At 65.1% G+C, this 25,250-nt stretch carries 19 protein-coding genes and 6 tRNA genes; 1 reads left to right on the forward strand and 24 read right to left on the reverse strand.

Going from position 1 to position 25,250, the window contains the following annotated elements; genetic code table 11:
- Nucleotides 1–50: 50 nt before the first annotated feature.
- From rpoC to KU884_RS15295, 24 genes are all read right to left on the reverse strand, one after another.
- The gene (rpoC, locus tag KU884_RS15180) at nucleotides 51–4,334 is read right to left on the reverse strand and encodes a DNA-directed RNA polymerase subunit beta' (protein ID WP_167783419.1); all 4,284 of its coding nucleotides are present in this window, start codon (nucleotides 4,332–4,334) and stop codon (nucleotides 51–53) included.
- 76 nt (nucleotides 4,335–4,410) lie between these two features.
- Entirely contained in the window at nucleotides 4,411–8,475 is a 4,065-nt protein-coding gene (gene rpoB / locus KU884_RS15185) for a DNA-directed RNA polymerase subunit beta (protein WP_167783420.1), read from the reverse strand.
- Between the two features lie 192 nt (nucleotides 8,476–8,667).
- Nucleotides 8,668–9,048: a 50S ribosomal protein L7/L12 gene (gene rplL, locus KU884_RS15190; protein ID WP_167783421.1), complete on the reverse strand. Its 381-nt coding sequence runs from the start codon at nucleotides 9,046–9,048 to the stop codon at nucleotides 8,668–8,670.
- Nucleotides 9,049–9,137: 89 nt separating this feature from the next.
- A complete protein-coding gene (gene rplJ, locus KU884_RS15195) occupies nucleotides 9,138–9,665 on the reverse strand; it encodes a 50S ribosomal protein L10 (RefSeq protein ID WP_167783422.1) in 528 nt (175 codons plus the stop codon).
- A gap of 279 nt (nucleotides 9,666–9,944) precedes the next feature.
- Nucleotides 9,945–10,640, reverse strand: a complete 696-nt coding sequence (gene rplA / locus KU884_RS15200) for a 50S ribosomal protein L1 (RefSeq protein WP_167783423.1) — start codon at nucleotides 10,638–10,640, stop codon at nucleotides 9,945–9,947.
- Between the two features lie 2 nt (nucleotides 10,641–10,642).
- Complete coding sequence (gene rplK, locus KU884_RS15205; RefSeq protein WP_167783424.1) at nucleotides 10,643–11,074, reverse strand: 50S ribosomal protein L11; 432 nt, start codon at nucleotides 11,072–11,074, stop codon at nucleotides 10,643–10,645.
- Between the two features lie 103 nt (nucleotides 11,075–11,177).
- Nucleotides 11,178–11,711 carry a transcription termination/antitermination protein NusG gene (nusG, locus tag KU884_RS15210; protein WP_167783425.1) on the reverse strand — a complete coding sequence of 178 codons (534 nt, stop codon included), beginning with the start codon at nucleotides 11,709–11,711 and terminating at the stop codon, nucleotides 11,178–11,180.
- Nucleotides 11,712–11,715: 4 nt separating this feature from the next.
- Nucleotides 11,716–12,093 (reverse strand): preprotein translocase subunit SecE, encoded by a 378-nt coding sequence (secE, locus tag KU884_RS15215; RefSeq protein ID WP_167783426.1) that lies wholly within the window; start codon nucleotides 12,091–12,093, stop codon nucleotides 11,716–11,718.
- Between the two features lie 64 nt (nucleotides 12,094–12,157).
- A tRNA-Trp gene (locus KU884_RS15220) sits at nucleotides 12,158–12,233 on the reverse strand.
- Between the two features lie 108 nt (nucleotides 12,234–12,341).
- Nucleotides 12,342–13,532 carry an elongation factor Tu gene (tuf, locus tag KU884_RS15225; protein ID WP_167783415.1) on the reverse strand — a complete coding sequence of 397 codons (1,191 nt, stop codon included), beginning with the start codon at nucleotides 13,530–13,532 and terminating at the stop codon, nucleotides 12,342–12,344.
- A 79-nt stretch (nucleotides 13,533–13,611) separates the two neighbouring features.
- A tRNA-Thr gene (locus tag KU884_RS15230) sits at nucleotides 13,612–13,686 on the reverse strand.
- Between the two features lie 40 nt (nucleotides 13,687–13,726).
- Nucleotides 13,727–13,800 (reverse strand) — tRNA-Gly (locus KU884_RS15235).
- 234 nt (nucleotides 13,801–14,034) lie between these two features.
- Nucleotides 14,035–14,116: transfer RNA gene (locus KU884_RS15240), tRNA-Tyr, on the reverse strand.
- Nucleotides 14,117–14,213: 97 nt separating this feature from the next.
- Nucleotides 14,214–14,636 (reverse strand): HPP family protein, encoded by a 423-nt coding sequence (locus tag KU884_RS15245; RefSeq protein WP_167783427.1) that lies wholly within the window; start codon nucleotides 14,634–14,636, stop codon nucleotides 14,214–14,216.
- Nucleotides 14,637–14,743: 107 nt separating this feature from the next.
- Nucleotides 14,744–16,387, reverse strand: coding sequence for a methyl-accepting chemotaxis protein (locus KU884_RS15250; RefSeq protein WP_167783428.1), 1,644 nt, complete (start codon nucleotides 16,385–16,387; stop codon nucleotides 14,744–14,746).
- Between the two features lie 125 nt (nucleotides 16,388–16,512).
- Nucleotides 16,513–16,589 (reverse strand) — tRNA-Met (locus KU884_RS15255).
- A gap of 72 nt (nucleotides 16,590–16,661) precedes the next feature.
- On the reverse strand, nucleotides 16,662–17,753 hold the full coding sequence (gene ychF, locus KU884_RS15260; protein ID WP_167783429.1) for a redox-regulated ATPase YchF: 1,092 nt from the start codon (nucleotides 17,751–17,753) through the stop codon (nucleotides 16,662–16,664).
- Nucleotides 17,754–17,786: 33 nt separating this feature from the next.
- A complete protein-coding gene (pth, locus tag KU884_RS15265; protein ID WP_167783430.1) occupies nucleotides 17,787–18,374 on the reverse strand; it encodes an aminoacyl-tRNA hydrolase in 588 nt (195 codons plus the stop codon).
- 27 nt (nucleotides 18,375–18,401) lie between these two features.
- Nucleotides 18,402–19,112, reverse strand: coding sequence for a 50S ribosomal protein L25/general stress protein Ctc (locus tag KU884_RS15270; RefSeq protein WP_167783431.1), 711 nt, complete (start codon nucleotides 19,110–19,112; stop codon nucleotides 18,402–18,404).
- A 150-nt stretch (nucleotides 19,113–19,262) separates the two neighbouring features.
- Nucleotides 19,263–20,201: a ribose-phosphate diphosphokinase gene (locus KU884_RS15275; RefSeq protein ID WP_167784284.1), complete on the reverse strand. Its 939-nt coding sequence runs from the start codon at nucleotides 20,199–20,201 to the stop codon at nucleotides 19,263–19,265.
- 51 nt (nucleotides 20,202–20,252) lie between these two features.
- A tRNA-Gln gene (locus KU884_RS15280) sits at nucleotides 20,253–20,327 on the reverse strand.
- A 22-nt stretch (nucleotides 20,328–20,349) separates the two neighbouring features.
- The gene (ispE, locus tag KU884_RS15285) at nucleotides 20,350–21,216 is read right to left on the reverse strand and encodes a 4-(cytidine 5'-diphospho)-2-C-methyl-D-erythritol kinase (RefSeq protein ID WP_217351380.1); all 867 of its coding nucleotides are present in this window, start codon (nucleotides 21,214–21,216) and stop codon (nucleotides 20,350–20,352) included.
- Complete coding sequence (gene lolB / locus KU884_RS15290; protein ID WP_167783433.1) at nucleotides 21,200–21,814, reverse strand: lipoprotein insertase outer membrane protein LolB; 615 nt, start codon at nucleotides 21,812–21,814, stop codon at nucleotides 21,200–21,202. The genes ispE and lolB overlap by 17 nt, the downstream gene beginning before the upstream one ends.
- Nucleotides 21,811–23,517, reverse strand: a complete 1,707-nt coding sequence (locus KU884_RS15295; protein ID WP_167783434.1) for a tetratricopeptide repeat protein — start codon at nucleotides 23,515–23,517, stop codon at nucleotides 21,811–21,813. Before KU884_RS15295 ends, lolB begins: the two co-directional genes overlap by 4 nt.
- Nucleotides 23,518–23,945: 428 nt before the next feature.
- Here KU884_RS15295 and hemA point away from each other — a divergent pair, with 428 nt between their 5' ends.
- Nucleotides 23,946–25,208, forward strand: a complete 1,263-nt coding sequence (gene hemA / locus KU884_RS15300; RefSeq protein WP_167784285.1) for a glutamyl-tRNA reductase — start codon at nucleotides 23,946–23,948, stop codon at nucleotides 25,206–25,208.
- The last annotated feature ends 42 nt before the right edge of the window (nucleotides 25,209–25,250 follow it).

Raw genomic sequence — 25,250 nt, forward strand, 5'->3', positions numbered from 1 at the left:
GGCCCTGGCATGTCAACCAAGGCCTTGTCTGACGGGACTTTCGGCGAACGTTACTCGTCCGGCGAGGTATCCGGCGCCTGCGGCTCCCCGCCCCCGACGTCGCTCTCGGCGAGTTCGGACGCAAGTTCCGCCTCGGCGTCGGCCACCGAGGTGGGCATGCCCACCTGCCGCTGGCGGCGGCGTTCCTCGTGATAGGCGTACCCCGTGCCGGCCGGGATCAGGCGGCCGACGATCACGTTCTCCTTGAGACCGCGGAGGTCGTCCCTGCCACCGCGGACGGAGGCTTCGGTGAGCACCCGGGTGGTCTCCTGGAACGATGCCGCGGAGATAAAGGATTCCGTGGACAGCGACGCCTTGGTGATCCCCAGCAGCAGCGGCTGGTAATACACCGGTTGCTTGTCGCCGATCCGCAGTTCGTCGTTGATCTCCTCGATGGTAGCGCGATCCACCTGTTCGCCGCGGAGCAAGGTGCTGTCGCCCGGATCGGTGACCTCGGCCTTGCGCAGCATCTGGCGGATGATCACCTCGATGTGCTTGTCGTTGATCTTCACGCCCTGGAGACGATAGACGTCCTGGATTTCCTTGACCACGTAGGCGGCCAGCGCAGGCACGCCCAGCAGCCGCAGGATGTCATGGGGGCTCGGCTCGCCGTCAGCGACCACTTCGCCCTTCTCCACATGCTCACCCTCGAAGACGTTGATGTTGCGCCACTTGGGAATGAGCTCCTCGTGGTTGTCGCCTTCCTGGGGCGTGATGATCAGGCGCTGCTTGCCCTTGGTTTCCTTGCCGAAGGACACGGTGCCGGAGATCTCCGCCAGGATCGCCGGCTCCTTGGGCTTGCGAGCCTCGAACAGGTCGGCAACCCGGGGCAGACCGCCGGTGATGTCGCGGGTCTTGGACGACTCCTGGGGAATGCGGGCAAGCACGTCACCCACGTCCACCTCGGCGTTGTCCTCGACACTGATGATGGCGCCGGCGGGCAGGTAGTACTGCGCCGGAATATCCGTGCCGGGGATCATGATGTCCTTGCCGTTGTCATCCACCAGCTTGATCATCGGCCGCATGTCCTTGGCGGCAATGCGCTCACCCTCCTTGGCCCCCGGCAGCTGACTGGCGTACTCCTGATTGCCGCGGGTCTTGGGGTCGGTGATCTCCAGGCTGGACAGACCGGTGATCTCGTCCACCTGCCGGTTCACCGTCACGCCCTCGATGAAGTCGAAGAAGCGCAGGTGACCGCGCACCTCGGTGACGATGGGGTGGGTATGCGGATCCCAGGAGGCGACCACCTGGTTGGCCTCCACCGGATCGCCCTCGTTGACCATCACGGTGGCACCGTAGGGCACCTTGTACCGCTCACGCTCGCGACCCTGCTCGTCCATGACCGTGATCTCGCCGGAACGGGAGGTCACAACCAGGTTGCCGGAGTGGTGATCGATGGTGTTGAGGCGGTGGAAGCGCACCCGCCCGGCAGACTTGACCTCCACGTCGCTGATGGCCGCGGCCCGCGAGGCCGCACCGCCGATGTGGAAGGTGCGCATGGTTAGCTGGGTGCCCGGCTCGCCGATGGACTGGGCGCCGATGACCCCCACGGACTCGCCCACGTTCACCTGATGGCCGCGCGCCAGGTCACGCCCGTAGCACAGGGAGCACACGCCATGACGGGTGTCGCAGGTGATCGGCGAGCGCACCTTGATCTCGTCCACACCCAGCTGCTCCAGCTTCTCCACAAGGGCCTCGTCCAGCATGGTGCCGGATGCGATGGCAACTTCCTGGGTCTCACTGTCCAGCACGTCGTGGCAGAGCACGCGACCGAGCACCCGCTCGCTGAGCGCCTCCACCACGTCGCCGCCCTCGATGATCGGGGCCATGTAGACGCCGTTCTCGGTGCCGCAGTCCTGTTCGGTGACCACCAGGTCCTGGGCAACATCCACCAGACGCCGGGTGAGATAGCCGGAGTTGGCCGTCTTCAGCGCCGTGTCCGCCAGACCCTTCCGGGCCCCGTGGGTGGAGATAAAGTACTGCAGCACGTTCAGCCCCTCACGGAAGTTGGCCGTGATGGGGGTTTCGATGATGGAGCCGTCCGGCTTGGCCATCAGACCACGCATGCCGGAGAGCTGCCGGATCTGGGCTGCGGAACCACGGGCACCGGAGTCGGCCATCATGAAGATGGAGTTGAACGAGGTCTGGCGGACCTCGTTCCCCTCGGCATCCACCACGGCCTCGCTGCCGAGCTTTTCCATCATGGCGCCGGCGACGGCGTCATTGGTCCGGGACCAGATATCCACCACCTTGTTGTAGCGCTCGCCGTTGGTTACCAGACCCGAGGCGTACTGCTCCTCGATGTCTTTCACTTCCTCCTCGGCACGACCGAGGATCTCCCCCTTCTCTTCCGGGATGACCATGTCGTTGACGCCGATGGACACCGCCGCGCGGGTGGAGAAGTGGAAGCCCATGTACATGAGCTGGTCGGCGAAGATCACCGACTCCTTCAGTCCCACGTCACGGTAGCAGGCGTTCATGGTCGCGGAGATGGCCTTCTTGTTCATCTCCCGATTGACCAGTTCAAAGGGCAGGCCGTCCGGCATGATGCGGTAGATCAGCGCTCGGCCCACGGTGGTGTCGTAACGGGTGATCACCGTTTCCTTGCTGCCGTCCTCGGCCACCCGCACCTCGGGGATGCGCACGCGGACCTTGGCTTGCAGGTCCACGGTGCCACTGTCGTAGGCGCGGTGCACCTCGTTGAGATCGGTGAACGCCATGCCCTCGCCGCGGGCATTCACCCGCTCGCGGGACATGTAGTAGAGGCCCAGCACCACGTCCTGGGACGGCACGATGATGGGGTCACCGCTGGCCGGGGAGAGGACGTTGTTGGTGGACATCATCAGTGCCCGGGATTCCAGCTGCGCCTCCAGGGACAGGGGCACGTGCACGGCCATCTGGTCGCCGTCGAAGTCGGCGTTATAGGCGGTGCACACCAGCGGATGCAGCTGGATGGCCTTGCCCTCGATGAGCACCGGCTCGAACGCCTGGATGCCCAGACGGTGCAGCGTGGGGGCGCGGTTGAGCAGCACCGGGTGTTCGCGGATCACCTCTTCGAGGATATCCCAGACCTCCGGCACCTCGCGCTCCACCATCTTCTTGGCCGCCTTGATGGTGGTGGCCAGACCGAGACGCTGCAGCTTGGAGAAGATGAACGGCTTGAACAGCTCCAGGGCCATGCGCTTGGGCAGGCCGCACTGGTGCAGGCGCAGGGTCGGGCCCACCACGATCACGGAACGGCCGGAGTAGTCCACGCGCTTGCCCAGCAGGTTCTGCCGGAAACGGCCCTGCTTGCCCTTGATCATGTCCGCCAGGGATTTCAGCGGCCGCTTGTTGGTGCCGGTGATCGCCCGGCCGCGGCGGCCGTTGTCCAGCAGTGCGTCCACGGACTCCTGCAGCATGCGCTTCTCGTTGCGCACGATGATGTCCGGAGCATTGAGTTCCAGCAGACGCTTGAGCCGGTTGTTGCGGTTGATCACCCGCCGGTAGAGATCGTTCAGATCACTGGTGGCGAAGCGGCCACCGTCCAGGGGCACCAGCGGACGCAAATCCGGCGGCAGCACCGGCAGCACGTCCAGCACCATCCACTCGGGCTTGTTGCCGGAGTCGATAAACGCTTCGACAATCTTCAGCCGCTTGGACAGACGCTTGATCTTGGTGTCGGAGTTGGTGGCGTTGAGCTCCTCGCGCAGCTTCTGCTGCTCCTCCTGCAGCTCGACGCTGCGGAGCAGTTCTTTCACCGCTTCGGCACCCATGCGGGCGTCGAACTCGTCGCCGTACTGCTCGACGGCGTCCAGGTAGCCCTCGTCGGTGAGCAGCTGGCCCCGCTCCAGCGGCGTCATGCCCGGATCGATGACGATGAACGCCTCGAAGTACAGGACCCGCTCGATGTCGCGCAGGGTCATGTCCAGCAGCAGGCCGATGCGACTGGGCAGCGACTTCAGGTACCAGATGTGCGCCACCGGGCTGGCCAGGTCGATGTGGGCCATGCGCTCGCGGCGCACCTTGGCCAGCGTGACTTCCACGCCGCACTTCTCGCAGACCACGCCGCGGTGCTTGAGGCGCTTGTACTTGCCGCACAGGCACTCGTAGTCCTTCACCGGGCCGAAGATCTTGGCGCAGAACAGGCCATCGCGCTCCGGCTTGAAGGTACGGTAGTTGATGGTCTCCGGTTTTTTCACTTCACCGAAGGACCAGGACCGGATCATCTCCGGCGAGGCCAGCCGGATCCGGAGGGCATCGAAATCGTCCGGCTGTCCGCCGGTCTGCTTGAACAGATTGAGAAGGTCTTTCATAGCTGTTCGTCCGCCAACCTTGTTGGTGAATGCTGACGCGGCCGCCGGCGACGCCAGCGGCCATAGTCTCCGGTGATCAGTCCTGTTCCAGCTCGATGTTGATACCGAGGGAGCGGATTTCCTTGATCAGCACGTTGAAGGACTCGGGCATGCCCGCCTTCATCTCGTGCTCGCCGTCCACGATGTTCTTGTACATCTGTGTGCGGCCGTTCACGTCGTCCGATTTCACCGTCAGCATCTCCTGCAGCGTGTACGCCGCGCCATAGGCCTCCAGCGCCCAGACTTCCATCTCGCCGAAGCGCTGGCCGCCGAACTGCGCCTTGCCGCCCAGCGGTTGCTGGGTGACCAGGGAGTACGGCCCCGTGGAGCGGGCATGCACCTTGTCGTCGATGAGGTGGTTGAGCTTGAGCATGTACATGTAGCCCACGGTCACCGGACGATCGAAGGCATCACCGGTGCGCCCGTCGTAGAGCGTGGTCTGTCCGGATTCCGGCAGGCCAGCCTGGCGCAGCATGTACTTGATCTCTTCCTCGCGGGCGCCATCGAACACCGGCGTGGCCATGGGCACCCCGCCCCGGAGGTTGCTGCAGAGGCGCACCACCTCCTCGTCGGAGAGATCCGCCAGGTCCACGGTCTGGCCGCTGTGGTTGTAGATGGCGTCCAGCTCCTGGCGCAGTTCATCCGCCTTGGCCTTGGCATCGAGCATGTTGGCGAGTTTTCGCCCCAGCTCCTTGGCCGCCCAGCCCAGGTGGACCTCCAGCACCTGCCCCACGTTCATGCGCGAGGGCACGCCCAACGGTGACAGCACCACATCAACGGGGCGGCCGTCGGAGTCGAAGGGCATGTCCTCCTGGGGCACGATCATGGAGATCACGCCCTTGTTGCCGTGGCGACCGGCCATCTTGTCACCGGCCTGGAAGCGGCGCTTCACTGCAAGGTAGACCTTGACCATCTTGAGCACGCCGGGCGCGAGGTCATCGCCCTGGGTGATCTTGGCCTTCTTCTCCTCGAAGTGCTGCTCGAAGGCCTCCTGCTGGGATTTGAGCTGCTGCTGCACGCGCTCCAGGAGCTCGTTGGCAGACTCGTCCTTCAGCCGGATCTCGAACCACTTCTCGCGATCCAGGGTCTCCAGGTACTTTTCGGTGACCTTGGTGCCGGCCTTCAAGCCGTTGGGCCCGCCCTCGGCCTCCAGACCGACAATGGTGGCCTGGATGCGCTGGAAGGCGTCGTCCTCGAAGATGCGGTACTGGTCATCCAGATCCTTGCGGATCTTGGCCATGGCCTCGCGTTCGATGGACAGCGCACGGGAGTCCTTCTCCACGCCGTCCCGGGTGAACACCTGCACGTCGATGACCGTGCCGTCCATGCCGGAAGAGACCCGTGACGAGGTGTCCTTCACGTCCGAGGCCTTCTCGCCGAAGATGGCGCGCAGGAGCTTTTCCTCCGGCGTGAGCTGGCTCTCGCCCTTGGGCGTGACCTTGCCCACCAGGATGTCCCCGGCCTTGACCTCGGCGCCGATGTACACCACCCCGGCCTCGTCCAGCTTGGACAGGGCCGACTCGCCCACATTGGGGATGTCGGCGGTAATCTCTTCGGGGCCCAGCTTGGTGTCCCGGGCGACGCAGGTCAGCTCCTCGATGTGGATGGTGGTGTACCGATCTTCCTGGACCACCCGCTCGGAGATGAGGATGGAGTCCTCGAAGTTGTAGCCGTTCCACGGCATGAAGGCGACCAGCATGTTCTGGCCCAGCGCCAGCTCGCCCATGTCCGTGCTCGGGCCGTCGGCAAGGACGTCGCCGGTGGCCACCACATCACCCACGTTCACCAGCGATTTCTGGTTCACGCAGGTGTTCTGGTTGGAGCGCGTGTACTTGGTGAGGTTGTAGATATCCACACCCGGCTCGCCCGGGGCCGTCTCGTCGTCGTTGACGCGGATGACGGCCCGCGCGGCGTCCACGGATTCCACTACGCCACCACGCCGCGCCACCACGGTGACGCCGGAGTCGGTGGCCACGGCACGCTCCATGCCCGTACCCACCAGCGGCTTCTCACCGCGCAGGGTCGGCACCGCCTGACGCTGCATGTTGGCGCCCATCAGCGCGCGGTTGGCGTCGTCGTGCTCCAGGAACGGCACCAGCGCCGCCGCCACGGACACGGTCTGCTTGGGCGAGACGTCCATGTACTGGATCTTGTCCGGCGTGGACATGCCGAACTCGTTCTGGTGCCGGATGGAAATCAGGTCATCCGCCAGGCGGCCTTCCTCGTCCAGGCGCGCATTGGCCTGGGCGATGATGTAGCGGGACTCCTCGATGGCCGAGAGGTAGTCCACCTGCGCCGTGACCTTGCCATCCACCACGCGCCGATACGGCGTCTCCAGGAAACCGTAGCGGTTGGTCCGCGCGTAGCAGGCCAGCGAATTGATCAGGCCGATGTTCGGCCCTTCCGGCGTTTCGATGGGGCAGACGCGGCCGTAGTGGGTCGGGTGCACGTCCCGCACCTCGAAGCCGGCCCGCTCGCGGGTCAGACCACCGGGCCCAAGGGCGGATACGCGCCGCTTGTGAGTGACCTCGGACAGCGGGTTGTTCTGGTCCATGAACTGGGACAGCTGGGAGGAGCCGAAGAACTCCTTCACCGCCGCCGCCACGGGCTTGGCGTTGATCAGCTCCTGCGGCATCAGGCCTTCACTCTCGGCGAGGCTCAGGCGCTCGCGCACGGCACGTTCCACACGCACCAGGCCGACGCGGAAGACGTTCTCCGCCATCTCGCCCACGGAGCGGATACGGCGGTTGCCCAGATGGTCGATGTCGTCAACGGTATCCTTGCCGTTGCGAATGTCGATCATCGCCTTGAGCACGTCGAAAATGTCGTCGTTGGTCAGCGTGCCGGAGCCGGTGACCTCGTCACGGCCCACGCGCAGGTTGAACTTCATGCGACCCACTGCCGACAGGTCGTAGCGGTCCTCGGAGAAGAACAGGTTCTGGAACAGGTTCTCCGCAGCGTCCTTGGTGGGCGGCTCGCCGGGACGCATCATGCGATAGATCTCCACCAGCGCCTCGAGCTGCGTGCGGGTGGTGTCGATGCGCAGGGTGTTGGAGATGTACGGGCCCTGATCCAGATCGTTGACGAACAGGGTATCGATCTTCTTGATACCCGCGTCGCGGATGGCCTGAATCACGTCCGGGGTCAGCTCGGCGTTGGTCTCGGCGATGATCTCGCCGGTGGAGCTGTCCACCACGTCATGGGCCAGGATGCGGCCTTCCAGGTACTCCTCCGGCACCGTGAGCTGTTTGAGCTCCGCCTTTTCCATCTGCCGGATATGACGCGCGGTAATCCGCCGCCCCTGTTCTACCAGAGCCTCGCCGTTGACCTCGATGGGGAACTGGGCCGTCTCGCCACGCAGGCGCTCCGGCACCAGGTCCATGACCACGCCCTTCTTCTGCAGATGAAAGGTGTTCTTCTCGAAGAACAGGTCAAGAATCTCTTCCGGCCCGTAGCCGAGCGCGCGCAGCAGGATGGTCGCCGGCAGCTTCCGGCGCCGGTCAATGCGCACGAAGATGTTGTCCTTGGGGTCGAACTCGAAATCCAGCCAGGAGCCCCGGTAGGGGATCACCCGCGCCGTAAACAGCAGTTTGCCCGAGGAGTGGGTCTTGCCCTTGTCGTGGTCGAAGAACACGCCGGGGGAGCGGTGAAGCTGGTTCACGATCACCCGCTCGGTGCCGTTGACGACGAAGGTCCCGTTCTCGGTCATGAGCGGCAGTTCGCCCATGTAGACTTCCTGCTCCTTGACGTCCTTCACCGTCTTGGCGTCCTTGTCATAAATGACCAGACGCACCAGCGCGCGCAGCGGCGCGGCATAGGTCATGCCGCGCAACTGACACTCCTTGACGTCGAACACCGGCGTGCCGATACGATAGTTCACGTATTCCAGCGCCGCCGTTCCGGAGTAGCTGGTGATCGGGAACACGGAACGGAAGGCGGCATGCAGGCCGGCCTCGTCACGGTCATCCGGGCCCTGGTGGGGCTGCAGGAAATGCTCGTAGGAGTCCAGCTGCGTCGCTAGCAGATAGGGGACCTCCAGAATGTTGGGGATCTTGCCGAAATCCTTGCGGATACGCTTCTTTTCGGTGAAAGAATAGGCCATCGAGGTTCCTCACCCATGTTCGTCCGGGGAACGAGACAGTTGTTCAAACTTCCGTACTCAGGGCGGCGCCGGAGCACGTAACTTTGAACCCGCCTCCGTTTCCGGTCAGTCCGGAAACGGGAAAAGGCCGGCGGCCCCAGGGCCACCAGCCGGTTCCCGATACAGCAGCTTGCAGACGTCCGCCGTCAAGTCTTACTTGATCTCGACGGAGGCGCCGGCCTCTTCCAGCTTGCTCTTCATGTCGTCGGCTTCGTCCTTCGACACACCCTCCTTCAGCGGCGACGGCGCACCTTCCACCACTTCCTTCGCCTCCTTCAGGCCCAGGCCAGTGATGCCGCGCACGGCCTTGATGACGCCCACCTTGTTGTCACCAAAGCTGCTCAGGATGACGTCGAACTCGGTCTGCTCTTCGGCAGCCTCGGCCTCGCCACCACCGGCGGCAGCCGGGGCGGCCGCCACGGCGGCAGCGGCGGTGACGCCGAACTTCTCTTCCATCGCCTCGATGAGATCCACGATCTCGAGGACGCTCATGTTACCGATTGTCTCGAGGATGTCCTCTTTGGAAACGGCCATTGCTCTAACTCCTGCGTTGAACTGTCAGATCAGCCCTGTGGGGCGTCTGCTGCGTTAATGAAACAATCCAGGCAATACCCGAAAGTCGTTCAGCCCGCCTGCTTGGCGTCGCGAACGGCGGCCAGGGTCCGCACCAGCTTGCCGGGCACCTCGTTAAGCGTGGTGGCCAGCTTCTGGGTCGGCGCCTTCATGGTCGCCATCAGCTTGCTCAGGGCTTCGTCGCGGGTGGGCAGGCTTGCCAGGCGCTCCAGTTCGGAGGCCTCGTAAACCGCACCGCTGATCGCAACGAACTTCGGCACCAGCTTGGCGTTCTCCTTGGAATAGGATTTCACCAGCCGGGCCGCTGCACCCGGGTCCTCCTGGGAGAACGCGAGCATCAGCGGACCTTCGAAGCGCTCGGTCATGCATTCGAAGTCCGTGCCCTCGACCGCCCGACGCGCAATGGAGTTCTTGACTACCCGCAGGTAGACCCGCTCCTTGCGTGCCTGGGCGCGCAGGCTGTCCATCTGGGTCGCCTTGATACCGCGATATTCCGCGGCGACGGCCGAATGGGCCGACTGGGCGACCGCGTTGACTTCCGCGGTCATCGCCTTTTTCTGTTCCAGACTCATTGGCATTGGTAATGTCCTCCTGGAACTGGCCATGACCCCCGACAACCAGTGTTGCCGGGGCGCGTTCGAGCCGGACCGGAGTCCGGCTCTCCCCTTGCGGGGTCAAACGGTCGCCTTCCGCAGCATGATTCTGCCCGGGGCTGCACCGTCTGCGCCGGCTGACCATGCACATGGTCAATTAAGTGGCCTGGGCCACGCCGTGCGGTCTCTGACGGCTGCCGCTGTCCGACAGCCTCAAGACACCGCGCGGACACCGGCAAAGCGCCGGTGTCCGATGCGGATTCTTCAGTACTTCATCGACGCCAGGTCCACGTTCACGCCGGGCCCCATGGTCGACGATACCGTGACCTTCTTGAAATAGATCCCCTTGGCCGCCGCCGGCTTGGCCTTCCACAGGTCGGCCACCAGCGCCTCCAGGTTCTCCCGAAGCTGATCCGGGGTGAAATCCACCTTGCCGATACCGGCATGGATCACGCCCTTCTTGTCCGTGCGATACCGCACCTGGCCGGCCTTGGCGTTCTTCACCGCCGTGGCCACGTCCTGCGTCACCGTGCCGACCTTCGGATTCGGCATGAGACCACGGGGACCGAGAATCGTTCCCAGCTTGCCCACTGTGCCCATGGTATCAGGGCTGGCAATGACCACGTTGAAGGCCAGGTCGCCGCCCTTGATCTGCTCGGCGAGGTCGTCCATGCCGACCACATCGGCGCCGGCCTCCTTCGCGGCCTCGGCCTTGTCGCCCTGGGCGAACACGGCCACGCGCACGCTCTTGCCGGTGCCATTGGGCAGCACGGTGGAGCCGCGCACCATCTGGTCGGACTTGCGCGGATCCACGCCCAGATTCACCGCCACTTCAACGGTTTCCTTGAACTTGGGCGCCGGCAGGGACTGCAGCAGGCTGAAGGCCTCTTCCACCGGATAGAACTTGTTGCGCTCCACCTTCTCGGCGAACACCTTCTGGCGTTTGGTGAGCTTTGCCATGATCACACCCCCTCCACGTCGAGACCCATACTCCTGGCGCTGCCGGCGATGGTCCGCACGGCGGCGTCCATGTCGGCAGCCGAGAGATCCGGCTCCTTGGTCCGGGCAATCTCTTCCAGCTGCTCGCGGGTCACCTTGCCAACCTTGTTGACGTGGGGCTGACCGGAGCCACTCTTGATACCCGCTGCCTTCTTCAGCAGGATCGCCGCCGGCGGGGTCTTGGTGATGAAGGTGAAGCTGCGATCGGAGTAGACCGTGATCACCACCGGAATGGGCAGGCCCGGCTCCATCTCCTGGGTCTGGGCGTTGAACGCCTTACAGAATTCCATGATGTTCACGCCGTGCTGACCCAGCGCCGGGCCCACGGGCGGCGAGGGGTTGGCCTGACCGGCCTTCACCTGCAGTTTGATGTACGCTGCGACTTTCTTGGCCATGACAGCCTCCTTCAGTGGGTACGAACGCCTTTCGGCTCCCCGTTACGACCGGGCGCCGGCACAACGGGCAACCCCGCTTCGCCGGCGCCATCGAATTCAGCGATCAGGTCTTCTCCACCTGATCGAAGCCCAGTTCCACGGGCGTCGACCGGCCGAAGATCAGCACGGCCACCCGCAGACGGCTCTTTTCGTAGTTGACCTCTTCCACCGCGCCATTGAAATCGGTGAAGGGCCCGTCGATGACGCGCACTACCTCACCCACCTCGAACAGGACCTTCGGCCGCGGCTTCTCAACGCCCTCCTGGACGCGATTGAGAATCTGCTCGGCCTCGCGGTCCGAAATCGGCGCCGGGCGATCGCTGCGCCCGCCGATGAAGCCCATCACCCGCGGCACCTCTTTCACCAGGTGCCAGGTGTCATCGTCCATCTCCATACGCACGAGCACATAGCCGGGGAAGAACTTGCGCTCGCTGCGCCGCTTCTGGCCACCACGGATCTCGACCACCTCTTCGGTGGGCACGAGAATCTCGCCGAATTTCTCTTCCATCCCGGCGCGCCGGATGCGCTCTTCCAGGGACTGCTTGACCTTGTTCTCGAAACCCGAGTAGGCGTGAACCACGTACCAACGCATCGTCATGCCGTCAGCCTCCCGGAAGGACGATCTGCTGGAAGCCCCAGGACAGGAGCATGTCCAGCAACCAGAGGAAGATTGCCACCAGGATGACCACGATCAGAACGATAATGGTGGTCTGCACGGTCTCCTGGCGCGTAGGCCAGACGACCTTGCGCACCTCCGTGCGGGAATCCTGCATGAAATGCCACAGCCTGAGGCCCGGGTTCGTCGACACGGCGATACCGACGGCGACTGCACCCACGGCCAGGATGCCGAGCACGCGGTAGAGCTGCGGCTGGTCTTCGTAGACGTAAAAGCCGAAGATGCCGGCGCCCAGTATCACAAGCGCGGACACCAGCTTGATGGTATCAACTGGTGAGCTTTCGGTATTCTGCCTGGACTTCATCGGTTCCGCAGGACTCCGAACGGGATGGGCCGCCTGAGGCGGCAGACCCTGCCATCAAGTTGAGTGGCAGGCCAGGAGGGACTCGAACCCCCAACCTGCGGTTTTGGAGACCGCTGCTCTGCCAATTGAGCTACTGGCCTGTTGCTTGTCGCGCCGCGGAACCGGAGCGGCGAAGACGCGGAACGGGGTCCAGCCCGCACCGCGCCTTTCAGTGTACCGCATTGTTCCCCGTCGCGCAGACCCTGACTTCAGTCCAGGATCTTGGAGACGACGCCGGCACCCACGGTGCGGCCGCCTTCACGGATGGCAAAACGCAGACCGTCTTCCATCGCAATCGGCGCAATCAGCGACACCGTCATCTGCACGTTGTCGCCAGGCATCACCATCTCCGTGCCAGACGGCAGCTCGCAGGAGCCGGTGACGTCCGTGGTGCGGAAGTAGAACTGCGGGCGATAGCCATTGAAGAACGGCGTGTGACGTCCACCCTCGTCCTTCGACAGAATGTACACCTCGCACTCGAACTTCGTGTGCGGCGTGATCGAGCCCGGCTTGCACAGCACCTGACCGCGCTCGACATCATCACGCTTGGTACCACGCAGCAGCGCACCGATGTTGTCGCCCGCCTCGCCCTGGTCCAGCAGCTTGCGGAACATCTCCACACCCGTGACCGTCGTCTTCTGCGTATCACGCAGACCCACGATCTCCACCGAGTCGCCCGTGTTCACCACACCACGCTCAACACGACCCGTGACCACAGTGCCACGACCCGAAATCGAGAACACGTCCTCGATCGGCATCAGGAACGGCTGGTCCACCGGACGCTCCGGCGTCGGGATGAAATCGTCCATCGCCTCGACCAGCTTCACGATCGACGGCGTCCCAATATCCGACTCGTCGCCTTCCAGCGCCTTCAGCGCCGAACCCGTGATGATCGGCGTGTCGTCGCCCGGGAAGTCGTACTGGCTCAGCAGATCACGCACCTCCATCTCCACGAGCTCCAGCAGCTCCGCATCATCCACCATGTCCGCCTTGTTCAGGTACACCACAATGTGCGGCACACCCACCTGACGGCTGAGCAGAATGTGCTCACGCGTCTGCGGCATGGGACCATCAGCTGCAGAGACCACCAGAATGGCACCGTCCATCTGCGCCGCACCCGTGATCATGTTCTTCACATAGTCCGCGTGACCCGGGCAGTCAACGTGCGCATAGTGGCGCTGCGTGGACTCGTACTCCACGTGCGCCGTGGCAATCGTGATCCCGCGCGCCTTCTCTTCCGGCGCATTGTCAATCTGATCAAACGCGCGCACGTCACCGCCCCACTGCTCGCCCATCACCTTCGTCATGGCTGCAGTCAGCGTCGTCTTACCATGGTCAACGTGACCAATCGTACCCACGTTGCAGTGCGGCTTCTTACGCTCAAACTTGCTCTTGGACATGAAATTCTCCCGGCCTTTCCCTTATTTCACGCTCGGAACCGCAGCCACGGTTCGACCTTTCTCGTGCAACACTGAACTATGGAGCCCATAGGCGGATTTGAACCGCCGACCTCTCCCTTACCAAGGGAGTGCTCTACCTCTGAGCTATATGGGCCCTGAAAACCCTTTCATCCGGCCAACCCCGGCCTTCAGTCTGGAGCGGGTGATGGGAATCGAACCCACATCATCAGCTTGGAAGGCTGAGGTTCTACCGTTGAACTACACCCGCGGAATCCCCGGGCGGGCGCGTGTCGCTGCCTCGGCCCCATAATCCCGGTACTACGAGCAATAGGCGCCAGCCGAAGGCGGGCGCCCCGTTTGCCACCCGCGGGTGGCAAGCTTGCTCTGCCGACGCCAAAACGCCGGTTCATTGTCTCGAACCTCTGTTCGGTTCGAACCTCCCCCTGGGAGGCTTCGCTTCCTGCCGTGCCGGCGCCCGGCGCCCTGCACTCGCATTATTCGGTGGAGGGGGGAGGATTCGAACCTCCGAAGGCTGTGCCAGCAGATTTACAGTCTGCCCCCTTTGGCCGCTCGGGAACCCCTCCGTTTTGGAGCGCGATACTTTGCGCCAGCCGGCGCTCTCCTGTCAACCGCCTTGGGGAAATTGCCGCGGTGTGCATCCGGGGATGCAATGGAGCCCGGCTATTCGGTGGCCCGGCGAAGGGCGTCCAGGAGATCCTCGCGGGCAATCACGCCCACCAGGGAGCCGTTGTCGGTCACGGGCATGCTCTTGACCCCCATCTCCACCAGTCGCTGCAGCACGCGGGTCAGGGGGTAGTCCGGGGGCACGCACACCGGCTCCCGGGTCATGACCCGCTCCACCGGATCACGCATGATCTCGCTGTACGGGGGAACCATGTACTCCGGACGCAGGGTGAACGCCCGCAGGACATCCATCTTGGTCACAAAACCCACCAGAGCGCCCTGCTCATTCACCACCGGCATGCCATTGAAACCGCGCTTCTCGAACAACGCCTGGGCGTCTGCCAGGGGGGTCTCCGGGGTTACGGTCACCGGCTGCCGGGTCATGACGTCTGCGCTGGTGTACTGGACGAATTCGTACATGGGCCCCTCCTGGAGTCGTCATCGCTTGTCGACGCGCATTGTAGCGAATGCGCGTCGACTCTGCGTGGCCACCATGCGGAGGGCGGGCGCCAGCACCGGGCGCCGGACTACGAGCGCAGACGATTGACGGCCTCCTGCAGCCGCTCGGCCATGGCACCGAGATCGTCTGCGCCGCCGCGAGCCCGATCCATTGCCTCGCCGCTGCGTACCGCCGCATCGCGGATGCCACTGACGCGCCGGTTGATCTCGTCCGCGGTCGCCGACTGCTCCTCGGCGGCGCTTGCGATCTGGGTGTTCATCCCACTGATGCCGTCAACGGCCTCGGCGATGGTGCCCAGCGCCGTCTCCGTGTCGTTGGATCGCTCCACCGTCTGCCGCGCGCTCTCGGTGCGCGCCTCGATGGATTCCGCGGCCTGCCGCGAGCCGCGCTGGAGGCGCTCCAGGATTTCCCGGATCTCCTGGGTGGACTGCTGCGTGCGCTGCGCCAGCGTGCGCACCTCGTCGGCCACCACGGAGAACCCGCGCCCGTGCTCTCCGGCTCGAGCCGCCTCGATGGCGGCATTCAGTGCCAGCAGATTGGTCTGCTCGGCGACCCCGTTGATAACCTCCAGCACGGTTTCAACGTTGTTGGACTCACTGGCCAGCTGGTTCACCGCTTCCCGCGTTTCCTCCAACTCCGAAGCGAGTCTGTTGATGGCGTCGCGGGTCTGGGTCACCGCCTCGGCACCGGACTGGGTTTCGGCCTGGGCCTGCCCCGCGGCGTCGGCGGCGGAGCTGGCGTTGCGGGCCACCTCCTGGACCGTGGCCGCCATTTCATTCATGGAGCTGGCCAGTTCGTCAATGTCTTCCCGCTGCTGACGGGAATCCTTGTCCGCACTGCCGGTCAACTCGCGTAACTGCGCCGCCGAGCTCACAAGGGTGTCACTGCTGTCACGCACGTTCTGCACCACCCCCTGGAGAATCTCGAAGAGACCATTGAAAGAGCGGGATAGATCGGCGAGCTCATCGCGGCCGGATTCATCCAGCCGGGCCGACAGGTTCACGGGCTCCTGGGCCGCCTCGCGAATACCGCCGATGGTGCGGTTCAGAGGTGAGACAATGCTGGCGATGACCGCCCAGCCCACGCCGAGCATCAACAGGAGCCCCAGGGTATTGGTGACCACCGCTCCCATGAGCTCGCGATTGACGGCGGCGTTGACGTCGGCCATGTAGACGCCGCTGGCAATCACATACCCCCAGGGCTCGAACACCTGCGCCTCGGAGACCTTCTCGATGGCCTCTTCTTCGCCGGGACGCGGCCACAGGTAGTCGACCCGATAACGCCCGTCGTCGGCTGCCATGACACCACGGGTCATGTCCGCCACAAAGTAGTTGCCCGTACCATCGTCCAGTTCGGTGAGATCGTCGCCCTCAAGCCCGGGGCTGATGGGGTGCATAAGCATGGTGTTGTCCGCATCGTGCACCCAGAGATATTCCTCACCCAGATAACGGACACCACGCAGTGTCTCCAGGGCCTGCTCCCGGGCGGTGTCCTCGTCGATGGCGCCCTGCTCGGCAAGCTCGTGGAAGTGCGCCATCACGGTCATGGCACTGTCCAGGACCGCCGACGCCTGGGCAAGCCGCTCCTCCTGCAGCGAGGCTCGGGTCGACCCCAGGGTCCACAGGGCATTGGCGGCGAACACCAGGGCGGCGAGGGCGAGAATCAGCCAGATGCGGTGACTGACGCGCATGCGACGGAAGAACGTGGTCATGACTGTCCCCAGATGGATACGTGAAATACGAACGCGCGGAGTATGGACGTCATCGGCGCCGCTGTGCCGGACTTGAGTCACGGATCGGAGGGTGCGACGGGGAGTCGGAGACAGAAACGAAATAATGGTGGCTACGGGTGGATTTGAACCACCGACCCTCGCATTATGAGTGCGATGCTCTGACCAACTGAGCTACGTAGCCACGGACTCTTGCGGGAAGCGGGATTGTCCAACCGGAGGCCCGGCCTGTCAAGCGGGCCTGGCGTCGCCGCCGTCAGACATTGAAGCGGTAGTGGACCACGTCACCCTCCTGGACCACGTACTCCTTGCCTTCCAGGCGCATGCGCCCGGCGTTCTTGGCACCGGCCTCGCCCGCGCAGGCGATGTAGTCGTCGAAGCCGATCACCTCGGCGCGGATAAAGCCACGCTCGAAATCCGTGTGAATGCGACCCGCAGCCTGGGGGGCGGTATCCCCCTTGCGGATGGTCCAGGCACGCACCTCCTTGGGACCGGCGGTAAAGTAGGTGCGCAGGCCCAGCAGGTCGTAGCCGGCGCGGATCAGCACATGCAGGCCCGGTTCTTCCAGCCCGTACTCGCCGAGGAAGGCGTCCCGCTCGTCTTCTTCCAGCAGGGACAGCTCCGCCTCGATGGCGGCGCACAGCACCACGACACCGGCACCTTCGGATTCGGCATGGGCACGCAGCTGCTCCAGGTAGGGATTGGCCTCGAAACCACCCTCGTCGACGTTGGCCACGTAGAGCACCGGCTTGGCCGTGAGCAGGTGGAATTCCCGCAGTGTGGTCTGCTCGTCATCGCTCAGCGCCAGCGTCCGCGCCGGCAGCCCCTCGCCCAGATGATCGCGCAGCCGCCGCAGCACGTCACGGCGACGGATGGCTTCCTTGTCGTTGGACTTGGCCTGGCGCTCCGTTTTCTGTAACGCCTTCTCGGCACTGTCCAGGTCCGCCAGCACCAGCTCGGTGTTGATGGTCTCCACGTCATCCACCGGGTCCACCCGGCCGGCGACGTGGTGGACATCATCGTCCTCGAAGCAACGAACGACGTGGGCAATGGCGTCCGTCTCGCGGATGTTGGCCAGGAACTGGTTGCCCAATCCCTCGCCTTTGGACGCCCCGGCCACGAGGCCCGCGATATCCACGAACTCCATGGTGGTGGGGATCACCTTCTCGGGCTTGACGATGGCGGCAAGCTGATCGAGCCGGGGGTCCGGCACCGGCACGATCCCGACGTTGGGATCAATGGTGCAGAACGGGTAGTTCTCCGCGGGGATCTCGTTGCGGGTCAGGGCGTTGAACAAGGTGGACTTGCCCACGTTGGGCAACCCGACAATACCGCATTTGAAACCCATGATGCCTCGCTGCGCTGGTTGGTGATGCGAATGTCAGCGGGTGTGCAGCCGCTGCATGGCCTTGTCCATCTCGCCGGCAAGAATCAGGTCCATGGCGGCCACCGATTCGTCCACGGCACCGTCGATGGCGCGGCGATCCTCCGGCGAGGGCTTGCTGAGGACGTAGGAAACCACGTCATCGGCGTGCCCGGGATGCCCGATCCCCAGGCGCAGACGATAGAACTCCCGGGAACCCAGGGCGCGGATGGTGTCCCGCAGACCATTATGGCCGCCGTGGCCACCGCCACGCTTGACCTTCACTGCACCCGGCGGCAGGTCCAGCTCATCGTGGGCGACCAGCACGCTCTCGGGGGGAATCTTGTAGAAGGCGGCCACGGCGCCGATGGCCTGGCCACTGCGGTTCATGAACGTCAGCGGCTTGAGCACGTACACGGCTTCCCCCGCGACTTCCAGGCGGGCGGCTTCACTGCGGATCCGCGTCTCCGGGCGCAGCGACCCGCCGTGCCGGCGCACCAGTTCGTCCACGAACCAGAAGCCGGCATTGTGGCGGGTGCCCGTGTACTTGTCCCCGGGATTGCCAAGGCCGACGATCAGCCGGATCGGCGCATGATCACCGGCCATGGCACTCCCCCGAGCTGCCGAGGACGATCATTCCTTGCCTTCGTCGCCCTCGTCACCGGCATCGGACTCGTCGCCGGAAGCGCTGTCGTCGCCGGCAGCCTCTTCACCGGCCTCGCCCTCGTCTTCCTCGTCGGCGTCATCCGCCTTGGCAGCACGGGGCTGGACAATGCTGACCACCGCCTGGTCGTGGTCGTGCTCGTCGCCGCCGTGGGCAAAGGCCTCGAGCTCTACGCCCTTGGGAATGTCCAGCTGGGTCAAGTGCACGGAGTCGCCGACATCCAGGTTTTCCAGATCCACCTCGAGGTACTCGGGGATATCCCTGGGCAGGCAGTTGATGGCGATCTCGATGAGGTCCTTATGGATCACGCCACCGGCCTTGACGCCCTTGCAGGTTTCCTCGTTGAGGAAGTGCACCGGCACGCTGGTGGTGAGCTTCTCGTTGGCCCGGATGCGCATGAAGTCCATGTGCATGACCATGTCCTTGAAGGGATGGCGCTGCATATCCTTCAGCACGGTCTGCTCGTTCTTGCCCTCGACGTCGACATTGACGATCTGGGAGAAGAAGGCTTCCCGTTCCATGAGCTTGCTCAGCTCGAACACGCTGACCTGCACCATGGTCGGCTCCTTGCCGGTGCCGTAGATGATGGCCGGGACCTTCTTTTGCTTACGCAGGCGGCGGCTCGCACCTTTCCCCGCGTCAGTGCGCTTCTCGGCACTCAGTTTCAGTTCAACAGACATGGTTTCGTCTCCATAACGAATGAAACCCGAACCTCCCCGCGACCAGGGAGTGATCGGGTGTAACAGAAGCTGCTTTTCCGTGGGAGCGGCTTCAGCCGCCACAACCCCGCTCGCTGAATCGCGGCTAAAGCCGCTCCCACAGTGCTTGACTCACTCCACGAACAGTTCGCTCACCGACTCGTCGTTGCTGATGCGCCGGATACTCTCCGCCAGCAACTCGGCGATGCTCACCTGCCGGATCTGCGGGCACGCCGCGGCATCCTCACCCAGCGGGATGGAGTCGGTCACCACCAGTTCATCCAGGGCCGAGGCGCTGATCTTGTCGATGGCCTTGCCGGAGAGCACCGGATGCGTGATGTACGCCAGCACCCGTTCGGCACCGTGCTCCTTCAGCGCGCCGGCAGCCTGGCAGAGTGTGCCGGCGGTGTCGACGATGTCGTCTACGATGATCGCGGTCTTGCCGCGAACGTCGCCGATAATGTGCATCACCTGGGACTCGTTGGCCTTGGGCCGACGCTTGTCGATGATGGCCAGATCCGCATCCCCGAGCCGCTTGGCCAGGGCGCGGGCGCGCACCACGCCGCCCACGTCCGGGCTGACCACCACCTTGTTCGGGTACACCTGGCGCCAGATGTCGCCCAGCAGGATCGGCGAGGCGTAGATGTTGTCCACCGGGATATTGAAGAACCCCTGGATCTGATCCGCGTGCAGATCCACCGTCAGCACCCGGTTGATGCCGGCGGTCTGGATCATGTCCGCCACCAGCTTGGCCGAGATGGGCACCCGCTGCGAGCGCGGCCGGCGGTCCTGGCGCGCGTACCCGTAGTACGGGATCACCGCGGTGATGCGCGAGGCCGATGACCGGCGCAACGCATCGGCAATGATCAGCAGCTCCATCAGATTGTCGTTGGTGGGCTGGCAGGTGGGCTGGCAGATGAAAACATCCTTGCCGCGCACGTGCTCGTCGATCTCGACGTTCACTTCACCATCGCTGAACTGGCTGACCACGGCGTAGCCGGGGCGAATCTTCAGGTGTTCGTTGATCGCAGCGGCGAGTTGCGGGTTGGCATTCCCCGCAAACACCATCATGTGTCCGTTTTCAGTCACGCTGAAACCCGTTCGTGGCCACTACAGGAGAAATGGCTGGGGTGCCAGGATTCGAACCTGGGAATGCTGGGATCAAAACCCAGTGCCTTACCGCTTGGCGACACCCCAGTGGTCGTGGAAACCCTTTCGCTTAGCCGTCCGCCTCTGCCATCCGTTGATGCAGCGGCGACCGGTTGACGCCGCGAGCGACAAACCCCTGCCAGCCTTCCGCCTGACAACGGTGCAACGTCTGCTCGGCCTCATTCCGGCCGGCACGCGGCAGAAACACGCAGCCGCCGGAACCGCTCATGCGCGGCTTTCCATCCGCGGTCAAGGCACGCAGCGCCCGGTCCACGGCTGAATACCGCGCCCGCGCCACGGGTTCGAATGCATTCACTCCGCCCCCGGCGCAGAAGTCGCGTATTGTGATGGGGGGCGAATTCCTTGTCAATTCGGGTGCCTGAAACAGTTCCGCGGTGCTCACGGTGCACTCCGGCGCCAGCACCACGTACCAGGGGCAATCCAGCTCCAACGGCTGCAACCGCTCCCCCACCCCCTCCGCCCAGGCACTGCGGCCGCGCACGAACACGGGGACGTCGGCGCCCAGTGCCAGGCCCAGTTCCGCCAGGGCATCCTCTCCAAGCCCGCAGCCCCAGAGGTGGTTCAGCGCCACCAGCACGGTGGCTGCATCGGAGCTACCCCCACCCAGACCGCCACCGGCCGGCAGGCGCTTGGTAACCCGCAGTACGGCACCCAGCGACGTGCCGCTGGCCCGTTGCAGGGCGTGCGCCGCCCGCAGGGTCAGGTCGGCCTCAGCCGCCACGCCCACGGGGTCCGCCGCCCGGCGAATGTCACCATCGCCGGTGACCCGCAGATGAACAGTGTCACCGTAGTCCAGGAACTGGAACACCGTCTGCAGCAGGTGGTAGCCGTCATCCCGCCGGCCGACGATGTGCAGGAACCGGTTGATCTTGGCCGGCGCCGGCCACGCCGTCTCGCCCTCAGATTTCCGGGCCATCGGTGTCCCAGGAGCGGATGTGTGCCCGCAGCGAGATCCCCGGCCCCTGCAGGTCCAGGCGCACGGGCAGATCCACCGAACCACCGCGGGCATCATAGCCGTCGTAGGTCACGTCCCAGCCCGCCTGCTCCAGGCGCTGCACGCGGCCCTGTTCGTCCAGTTCCATGGCAGCCACCTCCGGGCCGGGAGCGGGCAGCCCCCGGAGCCACCAGGGCAGCACCTCCACCGGCAGATCCAGGCCGGTGAAGCGCCGCAGCAGCTCGCCGGCATCGGCAGCGGTCTCGGTGCCGCCATCCGAGGTCCGCAGGATCACCCCCTGGTCGTCACCCTGCAGGCGAAAACTGCCGGCACCCATGGGGCCCCGCATGTCCAGGCGGTAGGCATCGTCCACCTGACTCCACTCCATGCTCAGAGCAACGCTCTCGTCAGGGGTGGTAATTCCCGCCCGCCCCGAAGCGCGCCAGGTGGTCATGGCCTCAAGCGCGGCACGACGCTCCTCGAACGCCTCCTCGCGCCGGTCGGTCTCGGGCTCGGGTACGGCAGCGCACCCCGCAAGCCCGAGCGCCAGGCAGATGGTCACTACACGCAGGAAAGTCATTGGTCCAGTACCTCCGGGGCGAGGCGACGGATGGTTTCCAGCAGCACGTCGTGGTCGGGTTCCCGCTCCAGGGCGTCCCGCCAGACCTCCCGCGCCTGCTCCCGCTCGTCCTGCACCCAGAGCACTTCGCCGAGGTGCGCGGAAATCTCGCCATCGGGCTGCTTGTCGTGGGCGCGCTGCAGGTACTCCAGTGCCCGCTGGTGGTCGCCCAGGCGGTAGTAGCCCCAGCCCATGCTGTCGAGGATCGCCGGGTCGTCCGGTTCCTGCTCGTAGGCCCGCCGGATCAGCTCCATGCCTTCCTCGTGGCGGTCGGTGCCATCGACCAGGGTGTAACCCAGCGCGTTGAGGGCGTGTGTATGGTCCGGATTCTGTTCGAGAATCCGGCGAAGATCCCGCTCGGCACGGTCCACGTCACCCGCCCCGGCATACAGCAGGGCCCGGCTGTAGAGAAGGTCCGCCTGCTCCGGGTGCTCCTCCAGTGCCTCGTCGTAAACCTCCAGCGCCGCATCCGGCCGATCGGTGCGCCGGAGCATGTCCCCTTCCACCATATAGGCGCGGATGGCGTGTTCGGGAAACCGTGCGCGGTAATCGTCAAAGGCTTCCCGGGCGCGGGCCAGCCGGCCCTGCTCACCGAGGATCACTGCACGCCGCAGCGCGCCCTGCACCCGATACTCGCCGTCGACCATGCCGTACCAGTGCAACGCTTCGGTCATGTCGCCGCCGTCCTCGGCAATACGCCCGAGGAAGTAATGGGCGGCGCCCAGCCGTTCGCCCAGATCCACCAGCGAGAGGAAATACGTGCGCGCCTCCTGGTCATAACCCGCTTCCAGTGTCAGCAGGGCCATGGCGTAGAGGGCATCGGCATTGTCCGGCCGTTCATTGTGCACCCGCTCGAACTGCGCCAGGGCTTCGGTCTCGGCGCCGGCATCCAGCAGGCGGCGGGCATAGTCCAGGCGCAGGCGCCAGTCGTCAGGGTGGCGTTCGACGAGTTCGTCCAGCCCCTCCAGGGCCGCCTCCCGCTCCCCCATGGCGAGCAGGGCCTCGGCGCGGTACAGGGTCAGGTCGCGATCACCCGGCTCCAGGGCCAGACCGTCCTCGGCGGCATCCCGCGCCAGGGACGGCTCGCCCGCCTCCAGAGCCAGGCGCGCCAGCAGCCGGTAGCCGCCCGGCTGCTGCGGATGCTCCGCCACCAGATCCCGCACTACCTCCAGTGCGGCCTGCCGGTCACGCGCCGTGCCGAGTGCCGACTCCAGCCGGTCGAAAAGATCGTCCGCGGGCTGAACATCCCCGGTGAGCACCCGGGTCAGATGGTAGCGGGCAGGCTCCGTTTGACCATCCCGGAGATAGAGAAAGCCCAGAATCTGGTGCATCTGCTGGCCCGGGCTGTCCACCAGCGATTCCCAGCGCTGCGCGGCCTCCAGGGCCACGTCCTCGCGCTCGGCGTAGAGCGCCAGGCGGGTGGCACGCTCCGCCATTCGCGGATCATTGGTCAGCCCCATGGCGCGCCGCCAGGCCGCCAGCGACTGCTCCACGTCACCTCCGGTGCCCGCTAGCTCGGCCACCATGACCTGGTAGATCAGGTCCTCGTCCGCCGGCGGCGGCTCCTCGGGCTCGGCGATGCGGGTGTCGTTCTCCCGGGGCGGCTCCTCGCTGGGCGCCGTCGCGCATGCACCCAGCAACAGCGCCAGGAGCGGCAGTATCATCCGCCATGCCTGGCGACCCGGTTTCGTCTCTACGGACGCCATTGGCACCCATCCGTTGCAGAAAGACCGTGAAAACCGGCACGCCCAGAGCGTACCGAGCCAGGCCACCACTATACCCGCGGGACAGGGACGGAGACAGCCGACCCGGCCCCGCGGGCGCTGCGACCCACCGCTCAGAAAGTGCATCCTGGCGGATGTGACTTGTTTTCCACCGGTCGATTCCCGACAATCGGCCGCCTGGCGTCGGGTGCCGCGCTTAGCGTCTGCGGCATGCCCCCGGCGACGGGACCGGTTGGCGCATCCGGCAGGGAAACACACCGGAACTTGAGATGCGTCATGCGCTGAGCCGTCGTGACTGCGGTATCATGACGCCATCAGCTCGAGAGGAGCCGCCGCCGTCCATGCACGCGCACATGTCCGGACCATCCATGCCACTGTTCACCCTTGGCCTCAACCACAAGAGCGCACCGCTGACGGTGCGCGAGCGCGTGGTGTTCGACGCCCAGCGCGTGGTTCCGGCGCTGGAACAGCTCAAGGAGCGCGACGGGGTCCGGGAGGCGGCACTGATTTCCACCTGCAACCGCACCGAGGTGTACACCGTCCTCGAGGACTCGGTGGCGGCGAACTCCGTCCTGCACTGGCTGGCGGAGTCCCACCAGGTGGATCCGGGCTGGCTGCGCCCCTACATGTACATCCACCAGGACGCGGACATGGTGCGCCACCTGCTCCGCGTCACCCCCGGGCTGGATTCCCTGGTCCTGGGCGAGCCGCAGATCGGCGGTCAGGCGAAGACCGCCTACCAGGAGGCCCTGAATGCCGGCACCCTGGGACGCGTCCTGGATCGCCTGTTCCAGTACGCCTTCTCGGTATCGAAACAGATCCGCACCGAGACCGGCATCGGCTCCAACCCGGTCTCGGTGGCCTTTGCCGCCGTCACCCTTGCCCGGCAGATCTTCGGCAATCTGGACGGCTACACCGGCCTGCTGATCGGCGCCGGGGAAACCATCGAGCTCACCGCCCGTCACCTGCACGAGCAGGGCATGCGCCGGTTCATCGTCGCCAACCGCAGCCGCGAGCGGGCCCGGGAGCTGGCCGAGCAGTATGGCGGTCAAGCCATTGATCTGGGTGCCCTGCCCGACCATGTGGCCGAGGCGGACGTGATCATCTCGTCCACCGGCAGCCAGCTTCCGCTGCTGGGCAAGGGCAGCGTCGAGCGCGCCGTGCGCCGGCGCAAGCACAAGCCGATATTCATGGTGGATATCGCCGTGCCACGGGATATCGAACCGGAAGTGGGCCAGCTTGACGACGTATACCTCTACACGGTGGACGACCTGCAAGAGGTCATCGCCGACAATATGCGGTCCCGCCAGGAGGCCGCGCGGCAGGCCGAGGAGATCATCGACCTGCAGGTGGAGCGTTTCCAGCAATGGCTGCGCAGCCTGGATTCCGTGCCGGCGATCCGGCGCTACCGCGAACAGGGCGAAGCCCACCGCGACGAGATCCTCGCCCGGGCGCAGCGCCGGCTGAACCGGGGCGACGACCCCGCCGAGGTCATGGAGTACCTGGCCCATACCCTGGCCAACCGCCTCATGCACCAGCCAACGGCACGGCTGCGGGAGGCCAGTGAAAACGGCCGTGCTGACCTGCTGGAATCGGGCCGCTTCCTTCTCGGCATCGACGATCAGCAATAGGGAGCGCGGCTAGTGTCCTGTCCCCGAAGTGCGAGGACAGGC

The sequence above is a fragment of the Aquisalimonas sp. 2447 genome, from assembly GCF_012044895.1.
Lineage (GTDB): Bacteria > Pseudomonadota > Gammaproteobacteria > Nitrococcales > Aquisalimonadaceae > Aquisalimonas.